17 protein-coding genes and 1 pseudogene are annotated in these 16331 nt (G+C 35.5%); 10 read left to right on the top strand and 8 right to left on the bottom strand.

From position 1 onward, the window contains the following. The first annotated feature begins 3 nt into the window (after positions 1-3). From IPL24_04480 to cadA, 6 genes are all read left to right on the top strand, one after another. Positions 4-615: an efflux RND transporter periplasmic adaptor subunit gene (locus tag IPL24_04480; GenBank protein MBK8362945.1), complete on the top strand. Its 612-nt coding sequence runs from the start codon at positions 4-6 to the stop codon at positions 613-615. Continuing rightward, on the top strand, positions 612-1121 hold the full coding sequence (locus IPL24_04475) for an efflux RND transporter periplasmic adaptor subunit (GenBank protein MBK8362944.1): 510 nt from the start codon (positions 612-614) through the stop codon (positions 1119-1121). The genes IPL24_04480 and IPL24_04475 overlap by 4 nt, the downstream gene beginning before the upstream one ends. 22 nt (positions 1122-1143) lie before the next feature. After that, positions 1144-1413, top strand: coding sequence for a hypothetical protein (locus tag IPL24_04470; GenBank protein MBK8362943.1), 270 nt, complete (start codon positions 1144-1146; stop codon positions 1411-1413). A gap of 11 nt (positions 1414-1424) precedes the next feature. Continuing rightward, positions 1425-2693: an efflux RND transporter permease subunit gene (locus IPL24_04465; GenBank protein ID MBK8362942.1), complete on the top strand. Its 1269-nt coding sequence runs from the start codon at positions 1425-1427 to the stop codon at positions 2691-2693. A gap of 62 nt (positions 2694-2755) precedes the next feature. Continuing rightward, the gene (locus tag IPL24_04460) at positions 2756-3244 is read left to right on the top strand and encodes an SRPBCC family protein (GenBank protein MBK8362941.1); all 489 of its coding nucleotides are present in this window, start codon (positions 2756-2758) and stop codon (positions 3242-3244) included. Between the two features lie 164 nt (positions 3245-3408). Then, the gene (gene cadA / locus IPL24_04455; protein ID MBK8362940.1) at positions 3409-5349 is read left to right on the top strand and encodes a cadmium-translocating P-type ATPase; all 1941 of its coding nucleotides are present in this window, start codon (positions 3409-3411) and stop codon (positions 5347-5349) included. Positions 5350-6120: 771 nt separating this feature from the next. On the opposite strand, the gene IPL24_04450 is transcribed toward cadA, so the two are convergent. The 6 genes from IPL24_04450 to IPL24_04425 all read right to left on the bottom strand — a co-directional run bounded on the left by IPL24_04450 (position 6121) and on the right by IPL24_04425 (position 9043). Further along, positions 6121-6369: a hypothetical protein gene (locus tag IPL24_04450; GenBank protein MBK8362939.1), complete on the bottom strand. Its 249-nt coding sequence runs from the start codon at positions 6367-6369 to the stop codon at positions 6121-6123. A gap of 40 nt (positions 6370-6409) precedes the next feature. Continuing rightward, on the bottom strand, positions 6410-6799 hold the full coding sequence (locus IPL24_04445) for a T9SS type A sorting domain-containing protein (GenBank protein MBK8362938.1): 390 nt from the start codon (positions 6797-6799) through the stop codon (positions 6410-6412). Next, positions 6748-7518: a hypothetical protein gene (locus tag IPL24_04440; protein MBK8362937.1), complete on the bottom strand. Its 771-nt coding sequence runs from the start codon at positions 7516-7518 to the stop codon at positions 6748-6750. Before IPL24_04440 ends, IPL24_04445 begins: the two co-directional genes overlap by 52 nt. A 308-nt stretch (positions 7519-7826) precedes the next feature. Next, positions 7827-8528 (bottom strand): tyrosine-type recombinase/integrase, encoded by a 702-nt coding sequence (locus IPL24_04435; GenBank protein ID MBK8362936.1) that lies wholly within the window; start codon positions 8526-8528, stop codon positions 7827-7829. A gap of 10 nt (positions 8529-8538) precedes the next feature. Then, on the bottom strand, positions 8539-8766 hold the full coding sequence (locus IPL24_04430) for a phage integrase SAM-like domain-containing protein (protein MBK8362935.1): 228 nt from the start codon (positions 8764-8766) through the stop codon (positions 8539-8541). After that, positions 8750-9043, bottom strand: coding sequence for a hypothetical protein (locus tag IPL24_04425; GenBank protein MBK8362934.1), 294 nt, complete (start codon positions 9041-9043; stop codon positions 8750-8752). The genes IPL24_04430 and IPL24_04425 overlap by 17 nt, the downstream gene beginning before the upstream one ends. A 1072-nt stretch (positions 9044-10115) precedes the next feature. Here IPL24_04425 and IPL24_04420 point away from each other — a divergent pair. From IPL24_04420 to IPL24_04405, 4 genes are all read left to right on the top strand, one after another. Next, complete coding sequence (locus tag IPL24_04420) at positions 10116-10391, top strand: hypothetical protein (GenBank protein MBK8362933.1); 276 nt, start codon at positions 10116-10118, stop codon at positions 10389-10391. A gap of 135 nt (positions 10392-10526) precedes the next feature. Next, positions 10527-10934, top strand: coding sequence for a T9SS type A sorting domain-containing protein (locus tag IPL24_04415; GenBank protein MBK8362932.1), 408 nt, complete (start codon positions 10527-10529; stop codon positions 10932-10934). 198 nt (positions 10935-11132) lie between these two features. Next, positions 11133-11675, top strand: a complete 543-nt coding sequence (locus IPL24_04410; GenBank protein MBK8362931.1) for a hypothetical protein — start codon at positions 11133-11135, stop codon at positions 11673-11675. A 48-nt stretch (positions 11676-11723) separates the two neighbouring features. Beyond that, positions 11724-12281, top strand: a complete 558-nt coding sequence (locus tag IPL24_04405; GenBank protein MBK8362930.1) for a hypothetical protein — start codon at positions 11724-11726, stop codon at positions 12279-12281. A 42-nt stretch (positions 12282-12323) separates the two neighbouring features. Here IPL24_04405 and IPL24_04400 read toward each other — a convergent pair whose 3' ends face one another. Together IPL24_04400 and ligD are read right to left on the bottom strand one after the other, a co-directional pair. Beyond that, positions 12324-13082 carry a DUF72 domain-containing protein gene (locus IPL24_04400; protein MBK8362929.1) on the bottom strand — a complete coding sequence of 253 codons (759 nt, stop codon included), beginning with the start codon at positions 13080-13082 and terminating at the stop codon, positions 12324-12326. A 136-nt stretch (positions 13083-13218) separates the two neighbouring features. After that, positions 13219-15971: pseudogene (gene ligD, locus IPL24_04395) on the bottom strand (DNA ligase D). Positions 15972-16331 lie beyond the last annotated feature (360 nt).

The raw sequence follows: 16331 nt of genomic DNA, 5'->3' as shown, positions 1-16331 counted from the left end.
GAGATGGCGGGATCAGATGAGTATTTCACATGCTCAATGGATCCGCAAGTGATAGAAAATAAAGCTGGCAACTGTCCAATTTGCCACATGAAACTGATTAAGGTAAAAAGGAATAATCTCAAAACGGGACAAATAAAACTAAGTTCCCAACAAATCCAATTAGGTAACATTACATATGACACAGTTCGTGTTCATGAGTTGGCTAAAGAAATTACCCTTACAGGAAAAGTTACAGTGGACCAAAATCTTTCAGATGCTATCAGTGCAAGAGTCCAAGGAAGAATTGAAAAGTTAGCCGTAAGAAACATTGGAGAATACATTAGCAGAGGTCAGATGCTTTATGAAATCTACAGTGAAGATTTAAACTTGGCGCAAGAAGAATATTTGCTAGCTCTACAAAAGTCATTTTCAACTGGTGATTTTATCGAAAGCACTAAAAATAAGTTGCTGTTATTTGGAATGAGCGAATTGCAAATCGATCAACTTAATACCTCCAAGCAAATTCTGCAAAATATTCCGGTGTTTGCGAAAACGGAGGGCTTTGTGAGCGAAATATCTGTTAATGAAGGGAATTACGTCTCAGCAGGCGCTACTCTTTCCGACTCGCTTCAATAAATGCACTATGGGTAGAAGCCCAAGTCTATCTCCCCTATTTAACTTATATAAAAATTGGAACGGAAGCTAGTTTTTCTATTCCTGCTGCAACTCAAGAATTGTTTTCGGGGAAAGTAGTTTTTATTGATCCACAAGTGCAAGCGCCACAACGGTATGTTTTGGCAAGATTTCAGTTAACTAATTCATCAAGACAAATAAAGCCCGGAATGTTAGCTAATATAAACTTACAAACAGAAAAGAAAAAATCTTATGTGCTGCCTTTAGATGCAATTGTTCAGGATAGTAAAGGAGCAAATGTGTGGGTGAGAAACAATGATGGAGTGTTTGAAAATAAAATGGTAACAGTAGGTATGCAGAACAGTAGCCAAATTGAAATAATTGATGGATTGAAAGAAGGAGATGTTGTTGTTGTGAAAGGTGCATACTTATTGAACAGCGAATATATTTTTAAAAAAGGAGCGAACCCTATGGAAGGCCATCAAGAAATGCCGGGAATGAAAATGTAAACTCTCTAAGTAAATAGTATAAATGAAAAATGCAATTCTTTTACTAGCATTAAATAGTATAATATTACTAGGCGCCTGCAATAGTTCATCAAACAGAAGTGAAAAAGGAACTTTGCCCGATTCCACAACAAATCAAGGTCAAAACACATCACAAAACTTCAATATTGACACAACGATGTTGAAAAATGGAGAAGCATTCTACCAATGTGTGATGGACCTAGAAGTACTATCCGATAAACCGGGAGATTGCCCAAAGTGTGGAATGGAATTATCTGAAATGAAAAAACACTAATTCAAACAACAATGGTTGAACGTCTTATATCAATCTCATTGCGCAATCGCTTTGTTGTATTACTTTTTGCAGCAGGCATGTTAGGGTGGGGACTTTACGAAGTGCAGCACAACCCCGTAGATGCAATACCTGACTTATCCGAAAATCAGGTAATTGTTTTTTCTGAATGGATGGGGAGAAGCCCGCAGGTAATCGAGGACCAGATTACATATCCACTCGTTTCAAATTTGCAAGGCATTGCGAAACTTAAAAATATCCGAGGTTCATCTATGTTCGGAATGAGTTTCGTATATCTAGTTTTTGAGGACAATGTTGACATTTATTGGGCTAGAACGAGGGTAGCAGAGCGGTTAAATTTTGCACAGAAACTTTTACCTGAAGGAATTTCACCCACACTCGGCCCCGATGGAACAGGCGTTGGCCATATCTTTTGGTATTCGTTAGATGCCAAAGGATATGATCTTGGCGAACAACGTGCTTTGCAGGATTGGTATATCAAGTTTTCTTTACAAACAGTTCCCGGAGTAAGTGAAGTTGCCTCCTTCGGAGGTTTTCAAAAACAGTATCAGGTAATTATTGACCCTGTGAAACTGAACTTCTTTAATCTCTCAATGATGGACGTTTTGCAAGCGGTAAAATCAAATAACAATGATGTTGGAGGACGAAAATTTGAAATGAGCGATAAGTCATATATCGTGCGAGGTTTGGGTTACATTAAATCAATCGGTGAAATTGAAAATATTTCACTTAGCACTTCCAATAATGTTCCCATAAGAATTAAAGATGTTGGGTCGGTGCAAATGGGTGGCGATATCCGATACGGAATTTTTGACGAAAACGGAGAAGGCGAAAAAGTCGGTGGAATTGTAGTAATGCGATACGGAGAAAACGCTGATGAGGTTATAAAAAACGTAAAGGCAAAAATGGCTGAATTACAAAAAGGTTTACCTGAAGGCGTGAAATTTAAAATTAATTATGACAGAAGTGGATTAATTGAAGAAGCTATTAGTTCAGTAAAGGGAACACTGGTTGAAGTGTTTATTAGTGTTACTATAGTCATTTTAATTTTTCTTTTCCATTGGCGAAGCGCAATTATAATTCTCATTCAAATTCCTGTTTCGGTTGCATCAAGTTTTATTCTCTTAAATCTTCTAGGGTTTTCTTCCAACATCATGTCACTTACGGGAATTGCTTTGGCAATTGGTGTAATTGTAGATGATGGAATTGTTATGGTAGAAAATGCTTACAGGCATTTAAGTGAAGCGCAGTTGAAAGAATAAATCTGTCGAATAAAATTCCTGACAAATAAAACAAACTATTTTAGTCAGAAAAATCTTAAAGTATGAAGACAAAATCGAAAAGTATTATAATTAATTCCAGTCCTGAAATTGTTTTTCAGCAAATGGATGATTTTTCAAAAACAGGAATGCACATGAGCGAAAGTTCTATGATGATGATGGGAAGCAAATTAAAATTAGAACAACTATCGAAAAATTCAAGTGGAGTTGGAGCAAAATATCGTTGGTATGGAAAGATGGCAGGAATGATTATTTATTTCACCACAACAATTACCAAGTGGCAAGCGCCTTTATTAAAAGAATGGGAGACAATTGGTGATGCTAAAATTATTATAATGTCATGGTATCGAATGTGGTTTGAATTATCTCCACTTGAAAATTCAACTATCGCGAAACTTTCTATTAGCTATTTGCCGCCAAAACAATGGTTCTATAAGTTTCTTTCCTTCCTTTTCGCAAATATGTATTGTAACTGGTGTTTGAAAAATATGTTAGAGGATACTAAAAAAAACATTGATGGAAGAATCCTATAAACAATTTGATCATCGGAGCTAAAGCGGTTAATTTAAGCACTAATTTATACCTGATTAGAATAGAACATTAACTCTTAAATTAAAAAGTAAAACAATCATATGGAACATCAACATCAAGGACATAATAACGTTGAACATTCGAATCATGCAAATCCCCGATGGGAATGATGCACCATGACCATCATAAAATGATGATCGAGGATTTTAAACGTAGGTTTTATGTAACGCTATTCCTTACTATTCCGGTTATGTTGCTTTCGCCTATGATCCAAAAATGGTTTGGTTTTGATTTTTCTTTTTCAGGTTCAATTTATGTTCTCTTCTCTTTATCCTCTGTGGTTTTTGTATATGGAGGATTTCCTTTCCTGAAAGGTCTTGTTGATGAGTTCCAGCAAAGAACTTTTGGAATGATGACCTTGATTGCGATTGCTATCACTGTCGCGTATGCTTATAGTGTTGCTACTGTATTTGGTTTACAAGGGATGGATTTCTTTTGGGAACTATGTACACTTATTCTAATTATGTTACTTGGACATTGGATAGAAATGAAATCTATTGCCGGGGCCTCAAGAGAATTGGAACTGCTGGTACAATTATTACCATCAAGCGCTCATTTAATTAAAGGTGAAATGACCCACGAAGTTAAAGTTGATTCCTTAAATATCGGCGACCTGATTCTAATCAAACCCGGAGAAAAGATTGGAGCCGATGGAATTATTTCAGATGGAGAAAGCTATATTAACGAATCAATGCTTACAGGTGAATCGGTCCCCGTGAAAAAGCAAAAGGGGGAAAAAGTGATTGCAGGTTCTATCAATGGAAATGGTTCCTTAAAAATTTCTGTCACACATCCTTCGAAAGACTCTTATCTTGCAAGTGTTATTAAGTTAGTCAATGATGCCCAAAAGACAAAATCCAAAACACAATTACTCGCTGACAAAGCGGCAAGAATTTTAACTATCGTAGCTTTAGCTGCAGGTATATCTACTTTCTTTTATTGGTGGTCTATTGCAAATGAGTCATTGGCATTTGCAATGGAAAGAATGGTTACAGTAATAGTAATTTGCTGTCCACATGCATTAGGCTTAGCTGTGCCATTAGTAGTTGCAAAATCTACCTCCTTGTCTGCAAAACATGGTTTGTTGATCAAAAACAGAACAGCATTTGAAAATTCCAGAAAGGTTACCACAGTTATATTCGATAAAACGGGTACACTTACTTTTGGAAATTTCAATGTGATCCGGTATGGTTCATTTGATTCGTCTGTCAATGATGAGTTAATACTTCAAATGGCTTTTTCACTTGAACAAAATTCCGAACATCCAATTGCCACAGGGATAGTTAAAAAGGCAAATGTAAGAAAATTGAACCCACTTCCTGTTTCTGAGTTTAAAGCTATTACAGGGCAAGGTATCACTGGAATTATAAACAACTCTAAAGTTTTAGTTTCCAGTCCGGCATTTATTCAGAAAAATTATCCTGAAATGTTACTTAAAGACAGTCAACCAAATGAAACGGTTGTGTATGTATTAGTTAATGATAAAGTAAGTGGATTTATATCTCTTGCCGATGAAATACGTCCGGAATCAGGTAGAGCAATTGAAAGACTACATGTTGCCAAAATAAAATCGATCCTTTTAACAGGCGATAATAATAAAGTCGCTGAAAGTGTCAGCCGGCAATTAAATATGGATGGTTATTATGCTGAAGTTCTACCACATCAAAAACTTGACAAGATCAAAGAACTACAACAAAAGGGTGAGTACATTGCAATGGCCGGGGATGGTGTTAATGATGCTCCTGCTTTAGCGCAAGCAGATGTCGGCATTGCAGTTGGAAGTGGAAGCGATATTGCAGCGGAGACAGCAGGAATCGTTTTAGTAAACAGCAATCCTGAAGACATTGTCAGTCTTATTCTTTTTGGAAAGGCCACCTACAGGAAAATGGTTCAAAATCTAATATGGGCTACCGGATATAATGTAGTTGCTATTCCATTGGCAGCGGGCATGTTTGGAATAATGCTTAATCCGGCAGCAGGTGCAGTTTTGATGAGTTTAAGTACTATTATTGTGGCTTTTAATGCTAGGTTTTTGAAGATTTCATAGTTCAACTAATAGATCAAATTCCTCAAATTAATAGTCCCATTTCGGCTGGCGAATACTCTGTCCTTAATTTAATGGTTTTTAGCTTAATGATTTTGCCTAATTATTCTCAATATCCTTTCGTGAAAGTCGAAACATCCCCCACCAAGCAACTGGTGCAAGTAAAACAACTGTAGCCATTCCCGGGAAATATCCGTATGGATTATTCGTTAAGAATGGAAAGATAAAATGGGCAAGCTCATTAACTCCCATTGCGGTAAAAAAAGGTCCAAACGAGGTAGTGCCCAAAAGAATATTTGTGCTTCATCAAATATGGAATTAAGAACCAGGATCTGGCGAAGCAATACAATAAGTAGACTAGAATAGAATCGGTTGATGGTGTAGCAACACCAGTAATTTCCGAAAGCTTTGAGAAAAATCCCATATATCATTCTTCTAATTTATGAAGAATGAAAAAAAAGGGTAATAAAAAAATGGAGATTTGATATTTTTAAAAGACAAGTTAGTAGGTATAATCAACCAAAGAACGAATCCGCCAAGAAAACCAAATGAGAAAAGAACCATTGGTATTAAACCTAACATGATATAAACGAGAAAGATTACAGACAATGTAAAGAATAGTGCCAATACGATAACGCCTTTTGGCTTCATTTTAAAAGATATTCAAAGTTTAATCTAAATTCTTAATTTTAAGTACATGCTTAAAATTAAGAATTTAGATTAATAGAAATTTTAAAAACAAGTGATTCATATCCGCTTGCTTTACATATCCGATTAATGATCATGGCCTTTGTGTGATTCATGCTCATGATGTGACGAATCTTTTTCGGCATCAAATCCTCCGTGTTTTACAGAATCTTCATTTTCGTGAATGGCCCCATCACTATGTTCATGCTTGCCATCATTATGATCGCCATGTTTGTGTTCTGCTTTTTGATTTTTAGTATCCTCATTTGGTGTATTGCTATTGCAGCCAAAGAGTATTCCTATCGAAACTACAAGAGCAAAAGTTATTTTCTTCATGATTATTTTATTTTAGGAAGGTTAAATTAGATTGAATGTGCTAATGCTTTAAAATATTTTCTGTCCTTATTAAAATTCCGTTAGAATAAATGTTGCAAAAATAAAGACCGGGATTGAGTTTGCCAAGGTCCAATTTAATTTCCTGCACACTATTGAAAAGATGAGAATCGATTAACTTTCCGGAAACATCAGAAACTTTTACTTCCAAAATTTTCAAATTCTCCTCAAAACGCATGTTTACATATTGTGTAGTAGGATTCGGAAAAATATCAACTTCCAAATTTATATTTTCATCTACACTCGTTGTAGTTGAAGTTGGTATATAACTTGCCAGATTGAGATAATATAGATTGTTGCCAGAACCTGTATTTTCATCTGTTAAATGAACTTCGTTATTACTTGTAAACAAATTCCTTCCTTCTGTGTCCACGATCCGCTTATATTTAATTGCGTATGCTGTCCACCGAAGAAATCTGTACCGCTAAAATTCTTAAAAATATGAATGTGAGAATTAGACATTAATATCATAGAGTTTCCGTCGGGACTTATGGTAGCGGAAGTAGTACGGTCATTTGTATAAAAACTATCAACCAGATTAGCAATATGAGGTCCAGAATTTTGAGAAAGAGAGTACATCTTTGTGTAACCCACAGCCGAACCGTCGGCCTTTGTAAATAAATATAAACGATTGTTGAAATGAAAAAATGCTTCGACATCAAAATTCATCCAAGCGGAAGGAAAATCTTCTTGATCAGAAAATGTAAATTCGATGATTTCAGCTGTTGAAAATGTGGTTGAAGCATTCGGATATGGGATCTTATATATTTTGAGGTCGGTTCTATCGTTATCATTGTTACCGAAATCGCCTATGAATAGATGATCTCTGTTCTGATCATGAGTAATGTCTTCCCAATTACGATTATTTGCCCCATTGATTGTAATCGTTTGTTGGAGATTTCCAGTTGATGATATTCGATAAAGTTGATCATCACCCCACGAATCATTATGTGTCCAAAAGGACGAATTTCCATTAAAGTCTAAACCGGAACATTCGGTAAGAACAGATGGAAGTGCACCTTTGACCGTGGCTGTTACAGCTCTTGATGTAATAATAGCCAAGCACATAGTAATGACTAAGAAAATCCTCATTAGATTTTTTAAATTTATTGTTACCCATGATTTAATGATTCTTGTATACCCTAACAGATGTCTGAGGTTTTCCAAATTTAATCGGCTGCAAAGGTAAAATTATTAAAAGATGATTCGTTTCTTACAAAGTAGGTTTTCAACATTAAATAAAAAATCAAATGAAAATTATAAATTTTCATTGAATTTTAAGAAAAAACCCTTATCCGTTTCTGGAGTAATTATGAAGTTATTTTTTAATGATATCACTTCAATTAAAAAATTAACTCGACGAATATAATTTTATGGCTAAATTCGCCATTTTAGGGTAATCAAATTTTTAATAGCAATTCATTTGCTTTATCCATAACGTCATTGCCAAAACTATCTAAGTAAATTTGAGTTGTCTCTTCAGAGTCATGTCCCAATCCTTCGCTAATAATTCCTACTGAGGCGCCTAGTTTTTTCATACTAGTTGCCCATGTATGCCTGGCAACATAAGAAGTCAAAGGTGTTTTAATCTCTAATGCACTTCCAATTTCTTTCAAATCTTTATTGTACATTTTAAGAACTTTTTTAATTCTGTTATGTTTGGATTGCGGAGTCGTATGTTTTAATTCATTGAAAATCGGAAATACATATTTACCTTCTTTTGCTATCTTGAAAATATCTATTATTGATTGAGCTGGAGGAAGAATCTTTACTACAAAATGTTTTCTAGTTTTTGCTCTTATGTATGATAATTTTTCGGAACTAATCTGATCCCATTCTAAAAAAGCCATGTCATGAAAATTCATTCCCATCATGTAAAAGCTGAACATAAAATAGCTATAAGATTTGAAGAGTGGATTGTCTAAGGCAGGGTAATATTCAATTAGACTTTTTATGTCTATTTGAGACAATGCTCTCTTTTGAGTTTTTGTATCAAACTGTGAAACTTTAAAAATGTCAAATGGATAAAGACTTTTCTTGACATAATTCTCAATGATGGCTTTGTTATAAATCGATCTCAATGTTCTGAAAAAAACACTCATCGTATTTTCTTTATAACCTCGTGTTCGGAAAAAAATTTTCTAAGCTTTTAAGGAATTTAAGATCAATGTCGGTGAATGCCAAATCAAGGCCATTGCGGAATTTATAGACTTCTCTTTTGGTATCCTTATAAATTTTGGCATTCCCGACTCGTCCAGTGGCAATGAAATTTGCAACTAATTCATCGACATATTTAAAGAAAGATGCTTTTTTATTCTCGTTTCTATATTTTCCTTTCAAACTCCTCCATTGAATAGGATGAACCTTTGTCAGTTTCAATGGTATTGTGTAAGTCATGTGCTTCTTTCTTTTTATGCAAAAGGAAAGTTGTCAATTGGACACGATTGGGATGCTGCTTTTTAGGCAATCCTTCTTTCTCATCCCAATGTTCAATTGGACAGGACCGTCCGGTAGAAATTACCTTTCGTTTGCGATCTTTGATTAGCTGAATCACTATCGGATGTTCCCCGTTTTTCAGTACCTTGCCTTTGAACAGTTTGAGTTTTACAGATGCCATTTTTTTATGTCGGTTGCAACATGGTTGCAACAAATGTAAAAAACAATGCAAATTAAGCAAGCGCATATTAAAATATATAATTATAAATCAGTCATTTGCAAAGTAATGGAAAGTAACAATAAACAACAATCAAGTACTAGCTACCTCCTTACAAGCAGAGGGTCACAGGTTCGAACCCTGTAGCTCCCACACTAAAGATCAAAGGCTTACAAGGTTTAAACCTGTAAGCCTTTTTTTATTATACATACAAATTGCATACTTTGTTAAAGCAATAATTTGATTAAATTCAAAATAAACATTAATGACTTTAAATTAAGAAGTCTAAAACTTTTTTAATTTCTGATGAAAAGTGTAATTTCTCAATGTGGTCAGATTGGTGATTATTCTCTAAAATTAATGCAAGCTGAGCTGCAGGATTCTTAGCTCGCATTTTTATAATATTTAATTTTTTACTAAATAATTCCGCGATTGCTCAATTGCAAAATTCCTTTTGGTGTTTTGGGGATAGCGCAGGGATCAATTTTAGTGATACATCAAATCTAATATCATTAACCTCTGCGCTTGATACACGCGGCTCGTGTGCTTCTATTGCCGATAGTAGTGGACAACTTTTGTTTTATGCAGGAACTTTGGGAAGTTATTCAGGTAACCACACTTGTCTTCAACATAAATAACCAAATAATGGATAAGGAGACTCTATAGTTGGAAGAGCCTGGTACAATGAACTTTTTATTATACATTCCAAGATCCAGCATTTGCACTCAGTTTATTTTCTGCAGGCGATACTGACATCTTTTTGGATTATATTATTCCAATTAATTGATATGAAAGAAAATCAGGGTCTAGGGAAAGTAGTTACTCAAAAAATATTCAAATACATCCATATCAAGGATGGGATGGAATTGCAGCAGTAAAGCATGCCAATGGAAGGGATTGGTGGTTAATAACAAAGGATGACAGGAACGGTGATCCACTTGGGGATAATATATTTACGATTTATTTTATCTCACCTTCCGGAATTGCAGAATCAAGGCAAGGAATCGGAAATAGAGTATGGGGAAATGCTTGTCACATGCAGTTTTCAAAATCCGGATCACGATTATTATTTTCAACTAATGCTGGATTGATTGAGTTTTTCGATTTTGACAGATGCACAGGTATCTTTTCTAATGCAATTGTAATTTCAGGTATACGAGGTGGTGGTTCTGCAATTACGTTAAGCTCTACATTTTCTGCAAATGAGAATGTTATTTATGTGAGTCAGAATGATACCACTTCATATTTGTTTCAATATGATCTGACAGCAAGTAATATCGCTGCCAGTAAGGATACACTTAAGTACAATTAATTCACCCGTTTATTATGCAGGGTTATTAAGACTCGCACCAGATGATAAAATTTATTGGTCTGATTATGGAACAATGGTGTAATTACCTATCCTTATGCCGATACCATGTATAATCAGTTTAACATGAATTTGAGCGTGATCAATGATCCAAACGTTCTAGGTTCAGGCTGTATTTTTACTATGTATAGTTTTTATCTTAGTGGCAAACGTACATATTGGGGTCTTCCAAACAATCCTGATTATTCAATGGGATCTGTGGCAGGGAGTATTTGTGACAGCTTAACAAATTCCGTCTTAGAGAACTTGGACTTTAATTTTGAAATTTATCCTAATCCTACAACAGATAAATTTTATATTAAGTTAAGCGAAGAAGCTCAAGGTGACTTTAAAATGTTTGATCATTTAGGCAGGAACGTTATGTCTGGAAATCTTTCCAGAAATTCAGAGTTAGATCTAGTCAATTTTAAACCTGGAATTTATTATTTTGAGTTACATATTCTAAATAAAATTTTTCGCCGGAAAATTGTTAAGGTGGACAAGTAATTTACCTCTTTCATCGATTTTTATTTTTTTATCTATTCAACAAACTAAAAAGTGTATTTTTTTCTTGATTTGATAATGCCAAAGTTCAAATATCCTGAATTGATCAACGTCCGTTGACTTTTTTAGTAAACGTAAATGAATTTACTCACATTTATGTGGCACACGTTTTTAACTATCATTCCCAAAAACTTCTTAAAAATGAAAGCACTATTCACATTTATTATTGTATGTATTACAGCAATAAGTCTTAAGGCACAGACCGATTCTATGAAACTGGATTCATCTAAAAATATGATCTCTGATTCTTCTGAACATCATATCAAAAAAAATCCGGTGATGTTAAATGACAGGTCACTGAATACACCTTCAGAAAAACAAAACTCAGAAAATAAACCTGTTCCTGCTCAGGCTCCCGGAACTGAGGTTTTAATTACTCCAACACAAAAAGCTAACAGTGGCAGCAAGCCAGCACCTGCAATTGCTCCTACACCGCAAGACAAAACATCAGTGGGAACAAAACCATCAACTGATATGCAGAGTTCACCGACTGATGAACCTTTGCAAACAAAACCTGCTACGACTCCGAAACAAAAAACTATAATGCCAAAATCAGATACAAAATCAGATACTACTTCTGTTACGAAACCGGTAGCTCCAAAAGAAAATACCAGACCTAAAAAAGCTACAGACAAAAAAGATATGTATCTGGTTCCTGATAGTGCAGTAAATAAAATAAAGTAATGCAAAAACAAATTTGCATGTTTTCAATCATATAAATAAAAATAAAAAATGGAAAAGAACAATTCTATGTCTGATAAAAGATCAGACCGTCAGATGCTGACAGGGATGTTTGCTGATCGTGAAAGTACGGAGCAGGCATATAGCTCTCTTAACGAAAGAGGTTATACGAAGGATGATATCAATCTAGTGATGTCTGATGATACTCGTAAAAAACATTTCTCAGGAGAAATGCGCGATACAGAATTAGGAACCAAAGCTGCTGAAGGCGCAGGAAAAGGTTCTGCAATCGGAGGTACCGTTGGTGCTATTGCCGGAGTAATTGCCGCAATCGGAACCAGTCTGGTAATTCCGGGCCTTGGTCTTGTTGTTGCCGGTCCAATAGCTGCAGGACTTGCCGGTGCAGGCGCTGGTGGAATTACAGGCGGTATTATCGGTGCCTTAGTTGGTTCAGGAATTCCTGAGGACAGAGCGAAACTTTATGAGCAAGGAGTGAAAGAAGGTCGGATCGTTATGGGTGTTCATCCTCGTAATGACGAAGACTCTAAATATTTCGAAGAAAAATGGCGTGCTCATAGCGGGGAAAAAATACAAAGTGGTGGTCTTTAATTGACCATATCATTTTAAAGAAATCCGCTTCGGCGGATTTCTTTATTTTATAATCATACGATTTAACTCTTCTAAATTTTTCAAAGCCTCACCTGCAGTATTATTAAAATAAACATAAACCGTCTTACCTTCTGCTAGCCAGTCATTAATATATCCTGAATACTCAAATAAAAACGCTTCGGTGTAACTCCCGCGGTAATCTCCTGCAGGACCATGAAAGCGGACATAAATAAAATCTTCCTCTGAACTAAGGAATGGCGGATTGGATTTTGATATGTCATGCAGGACAATACTTGCATGATACGACTTCAATAGTTCATATACATCCTCTTTATACCAAGATGAATTCCTGAATTCAACTGCGAGTTTCCATTCTAGAGAACTCTTTTCATTTCTTATGGAATCTAATAAATAATTCAGCTGATTAAAATTCTCTTTTCCTGTTGATGGCGGAAACTGAAATAGCAGACAACCTTTTTTGTTTCCTAATAAATCAAGACTACGCATGAAATTTACAATATCATGCTGTTCAAATTGCATGTTTTTATTATGAGTGATTTGCTTCCAGACTTTAAATGTAAATCTGAAATCCTCTCCAACCTGACTTGACCACGACTCATAGGTTTTAGCACGATGCAACTTATAAAAACTACTATTTACTTCCAGACTATTGAAAAGTGTAGAATAAAATTTCAGTCGTGATGAACTTTCATGCTCTTTCGGAAAAAGATATTTCGGAAATGGAATCTGAATTCCACTTGTGCCTGAAAAATATAAACTTCCCTTTCCTGAATTCTCCATCAAAATCAGGCAGCTTTAAACTTCTTTGCATTCCTCTTCCTTTTTAAAAATCCTAATAAGAGTTTTTTAAACACCTGAAATTTTGTAAGCTGTTTTCCTTTTGATCTGTTTTTCATAATTCGGTTTTATATTTTTGTTATAATCCTACAATTTTTTTCAGATTGATTCCCTTTCCAAGAACAGGTTTGAAAATATCGCCTTCACTTTTTATTCTTTCAAGAGCATTATAGATGGTAAAGTCAGACATCTTCAATCCCTTTTTCACTTCATCCCAATGCAATGGCATACTCACTGTTGCACCGGGCTTAGGACGTAATGAATAAGGAGCAGAAACTGTCGCCTGCGCTCTGTTCTGTAAAAAATCCAGATACATTTTTCCACCTCTGGCTTTTACTATTCGCTCTATACTTGTAAACTTAGGTAATTCCTGATGAACAAGTTTCACGATCACTCTGGCAAATTCTTTCGATTGCTCATAGGTATATTTTGCTCCCAAAGGAATGTAAATGTGAATTCCGGTTGAACCACTTGTTTTTGGATAACCCTTCACTCCCATGCTTTCGAGAATGTCATTCGTTACACGTGCCGCTTCAATTACCTGATCAAAGGTATTTTTAGCAGGATCAAGATCTATGATACACCAATCGGGATAATCTTCTGATTTTACTCTGGAGTGCCATGGATTCATTTCAATACATCCTAATGAAGCCATGTAAAGTAAACTTGCTTCGTCTTTGGCAACCAGATAATGGCGCAATCTTCCATCTGCCGGACTTTTATACTTAAACAACTCAGCCCATTCAGGAGCTGTGCCGGTCACATCTTTGAAATAAAAACTCTCACCGGTGATTCCATTCGGATGACGATTCATTGATTGCGGTCTGTCCTTAAGATAAGGTAATATGTATGGCGCAACCTGATAATAATAATTCAACATGTCGCGCTTTGTTATCTTCTCTTTCGGCCAGTAAATTTTGCTGAGATTTGTAAACTTCAGATCATGTCCGTTAACTTTTCTTACTTGCGTCTCGTCACCCGGATTTAAAAAAGTTGAACGATCCTTTTTCGAAACAGGTTTTACAATTTCTTTTGATGCAACTTTTTTCACCGAAGTTTTTTTAGATGACTCTTTTTTCGGTAAACTTTTTTTCGCAGTCTTTACTGCTTTCTTCACCGGAATGGCTTTTTCTTTTTTCACATCTGTTGCTTTTTTATCTGTTCGCATTCCCTGAAATGAAGGATGACGCATCACCCCATCAGTTGTCATTTCAGTATAACTTACTTCGCACACAAGTTTAGGTTTAAGCCAGGTTGCTGTAGCATGCGGTGGATCATGTCTGAAGCGACTTGGCTTATTTATGTCAGGAGTTTCAGTAAATGGAATTTCTTTCGTGATCAAAGGCTTGAATTCCTTCATCATTTCCTGTTGAGTCTTTACATTCCATCCGGTTCCGACTTTACCTGTATAAATCAATTTTCCTTTCTCAAATACACCAACCAGTAATGAACTGAATAATTTTCCTGAATCATCATTCAGAGTATAACCACCTATTACCATTTCCTGCCGCTTGTTTGCTTTTATTTTCAGCCAGTCTCTGCTTCTATTTCCGATCTCATAAGTGCTATCCGATTTTTTTGCAATTATTCCTTCCAGACCCATCTTTTGAGCTGCTGCAAAAAAATCAATACCGGAATCATTAAAATCATCGCTTAATTTAATAATTCCATCATTTGGCAAAATTGATTTCAATACTGCTCTTCTTTCAATCAAGGGAAGTTGCGTCAGATCTTTTCCTTCATACCAGAGTAAATCGAAGACATAATAATATATATCACCATCTGCTTCACTTCTCCAATTCTGCAATGATCCAAAATCCGAAATTCCGGTTTCTTTTACAACTACAATTTCGCCATCAACAATTGCATTCACATTCCAGTTTTTCAGCGCCTGAGTTACCGGATAGAATTTCTCATTAAACGATTTATCATTTCTGGATTTTATATTTGTGATCTTTCCATTCCGGAAACCTACGGCACGATAACCATCCCACTTCACTTCATAAAGCCATCCGGGCTGGTCAAAAGGTTTATCCACAAGCGTTGCCAGCATTGGTGAAATTGATCCGGGAAATTTTTTCTTTTTTGCTTTTGCAAGAATTTCTTTTACATCAACATTTTTCTTTTCAATTTCATCCTCATTATCAGAACCGGATTTTTTCGAAGTCCCGGTCTTTTTTGCTTTTTTCTTTTTTCTTACCGGTGAATCATTTTTCGTTTTATCTGCTTTTTCATCTGTGCCGTAAAATTCTTTGATGATTTCTCCAATTGTTCGATCGTCTTTTTAGATATCACAGATTTATTTTTTTTCAGAGTGACATCATCCGTCGAAGCGTATTTGTCATTTATTTTGAAAAGTAACCAGCCATTCTCACCTCTTCCATGAGCTTTAATTAATGCCCATTCCCCTTTTAGTTTTTTCCCTTTTAAAACAAACTTCAGTTTACCGGATTTCAGGTCCTTTAAAAGCGATTTCTCCTGAAGTTTTTTCCCGGTTATTTTTTTATCGTATGGTTCATAAAATCCCTCATCCCAAACCATAACAGTTCCTGCTCCATATCCGCTTGGGATAATTCCTTCAAAATTTCTATAATCATAGGGATGATCTTCGACCATCATTGCCAATCGTTTTACGTCCGGATCGGTTGAAGGGCCTTTGGGAACTGCCCAACTCTTCAAAACTCCATCCATTTCAAGTCTGAAGTCATAATGGAGATGAGAAGCCTGGTGCTTTTGAACCACAAATCGTAGTTTTTCAATGTCTGACTTTCCGCCCGTAGGCTCAGGAGATTCCTTGAAGTTTCTTTTTGCTTTGTATTTGGTCAGGCCCATAGATAATGCAATATAAAAAATTGATGCCAAGGCATGATTTAAATTACTAAAACTCTGCGATAAAATCTCCGTTATCTGCGAAATCTTTGGGAAAAAATATTGCAATAAATATTTTCCCGCAGATCTCGCAAATCTCGCAGACAAAAATTCAAATTATACCAGGTTTTATAAAACGCTCTGCATAATTGGACCAAGATCTGCGAGTTTATCTGCGCCATAATCTGATCTGCGGTAAATTTTTCCCTCAGATTGGCACAACGCAGATTAAACCCTAGAAATTAAACCTGATTTAATTCTCAAATATCAATTGATTCTGTATCCAAAATTAGGTTCTTGCTGAACATGTAATTGTGTATGATT

This window comes from Bacteroidota bacterium (genome assembly GCA_016711505.1).
GTDB lineage: Bacteria > Bacteroidota > Bacteroidia > AKYH767-A > 2013-40CM-41-45 > JADKIH01.
The sequence above is the reverse complement of the archived record's forward strand: the minus strand, read 5'-3'. Positions and strand labels throughout refer to the sequence as shown.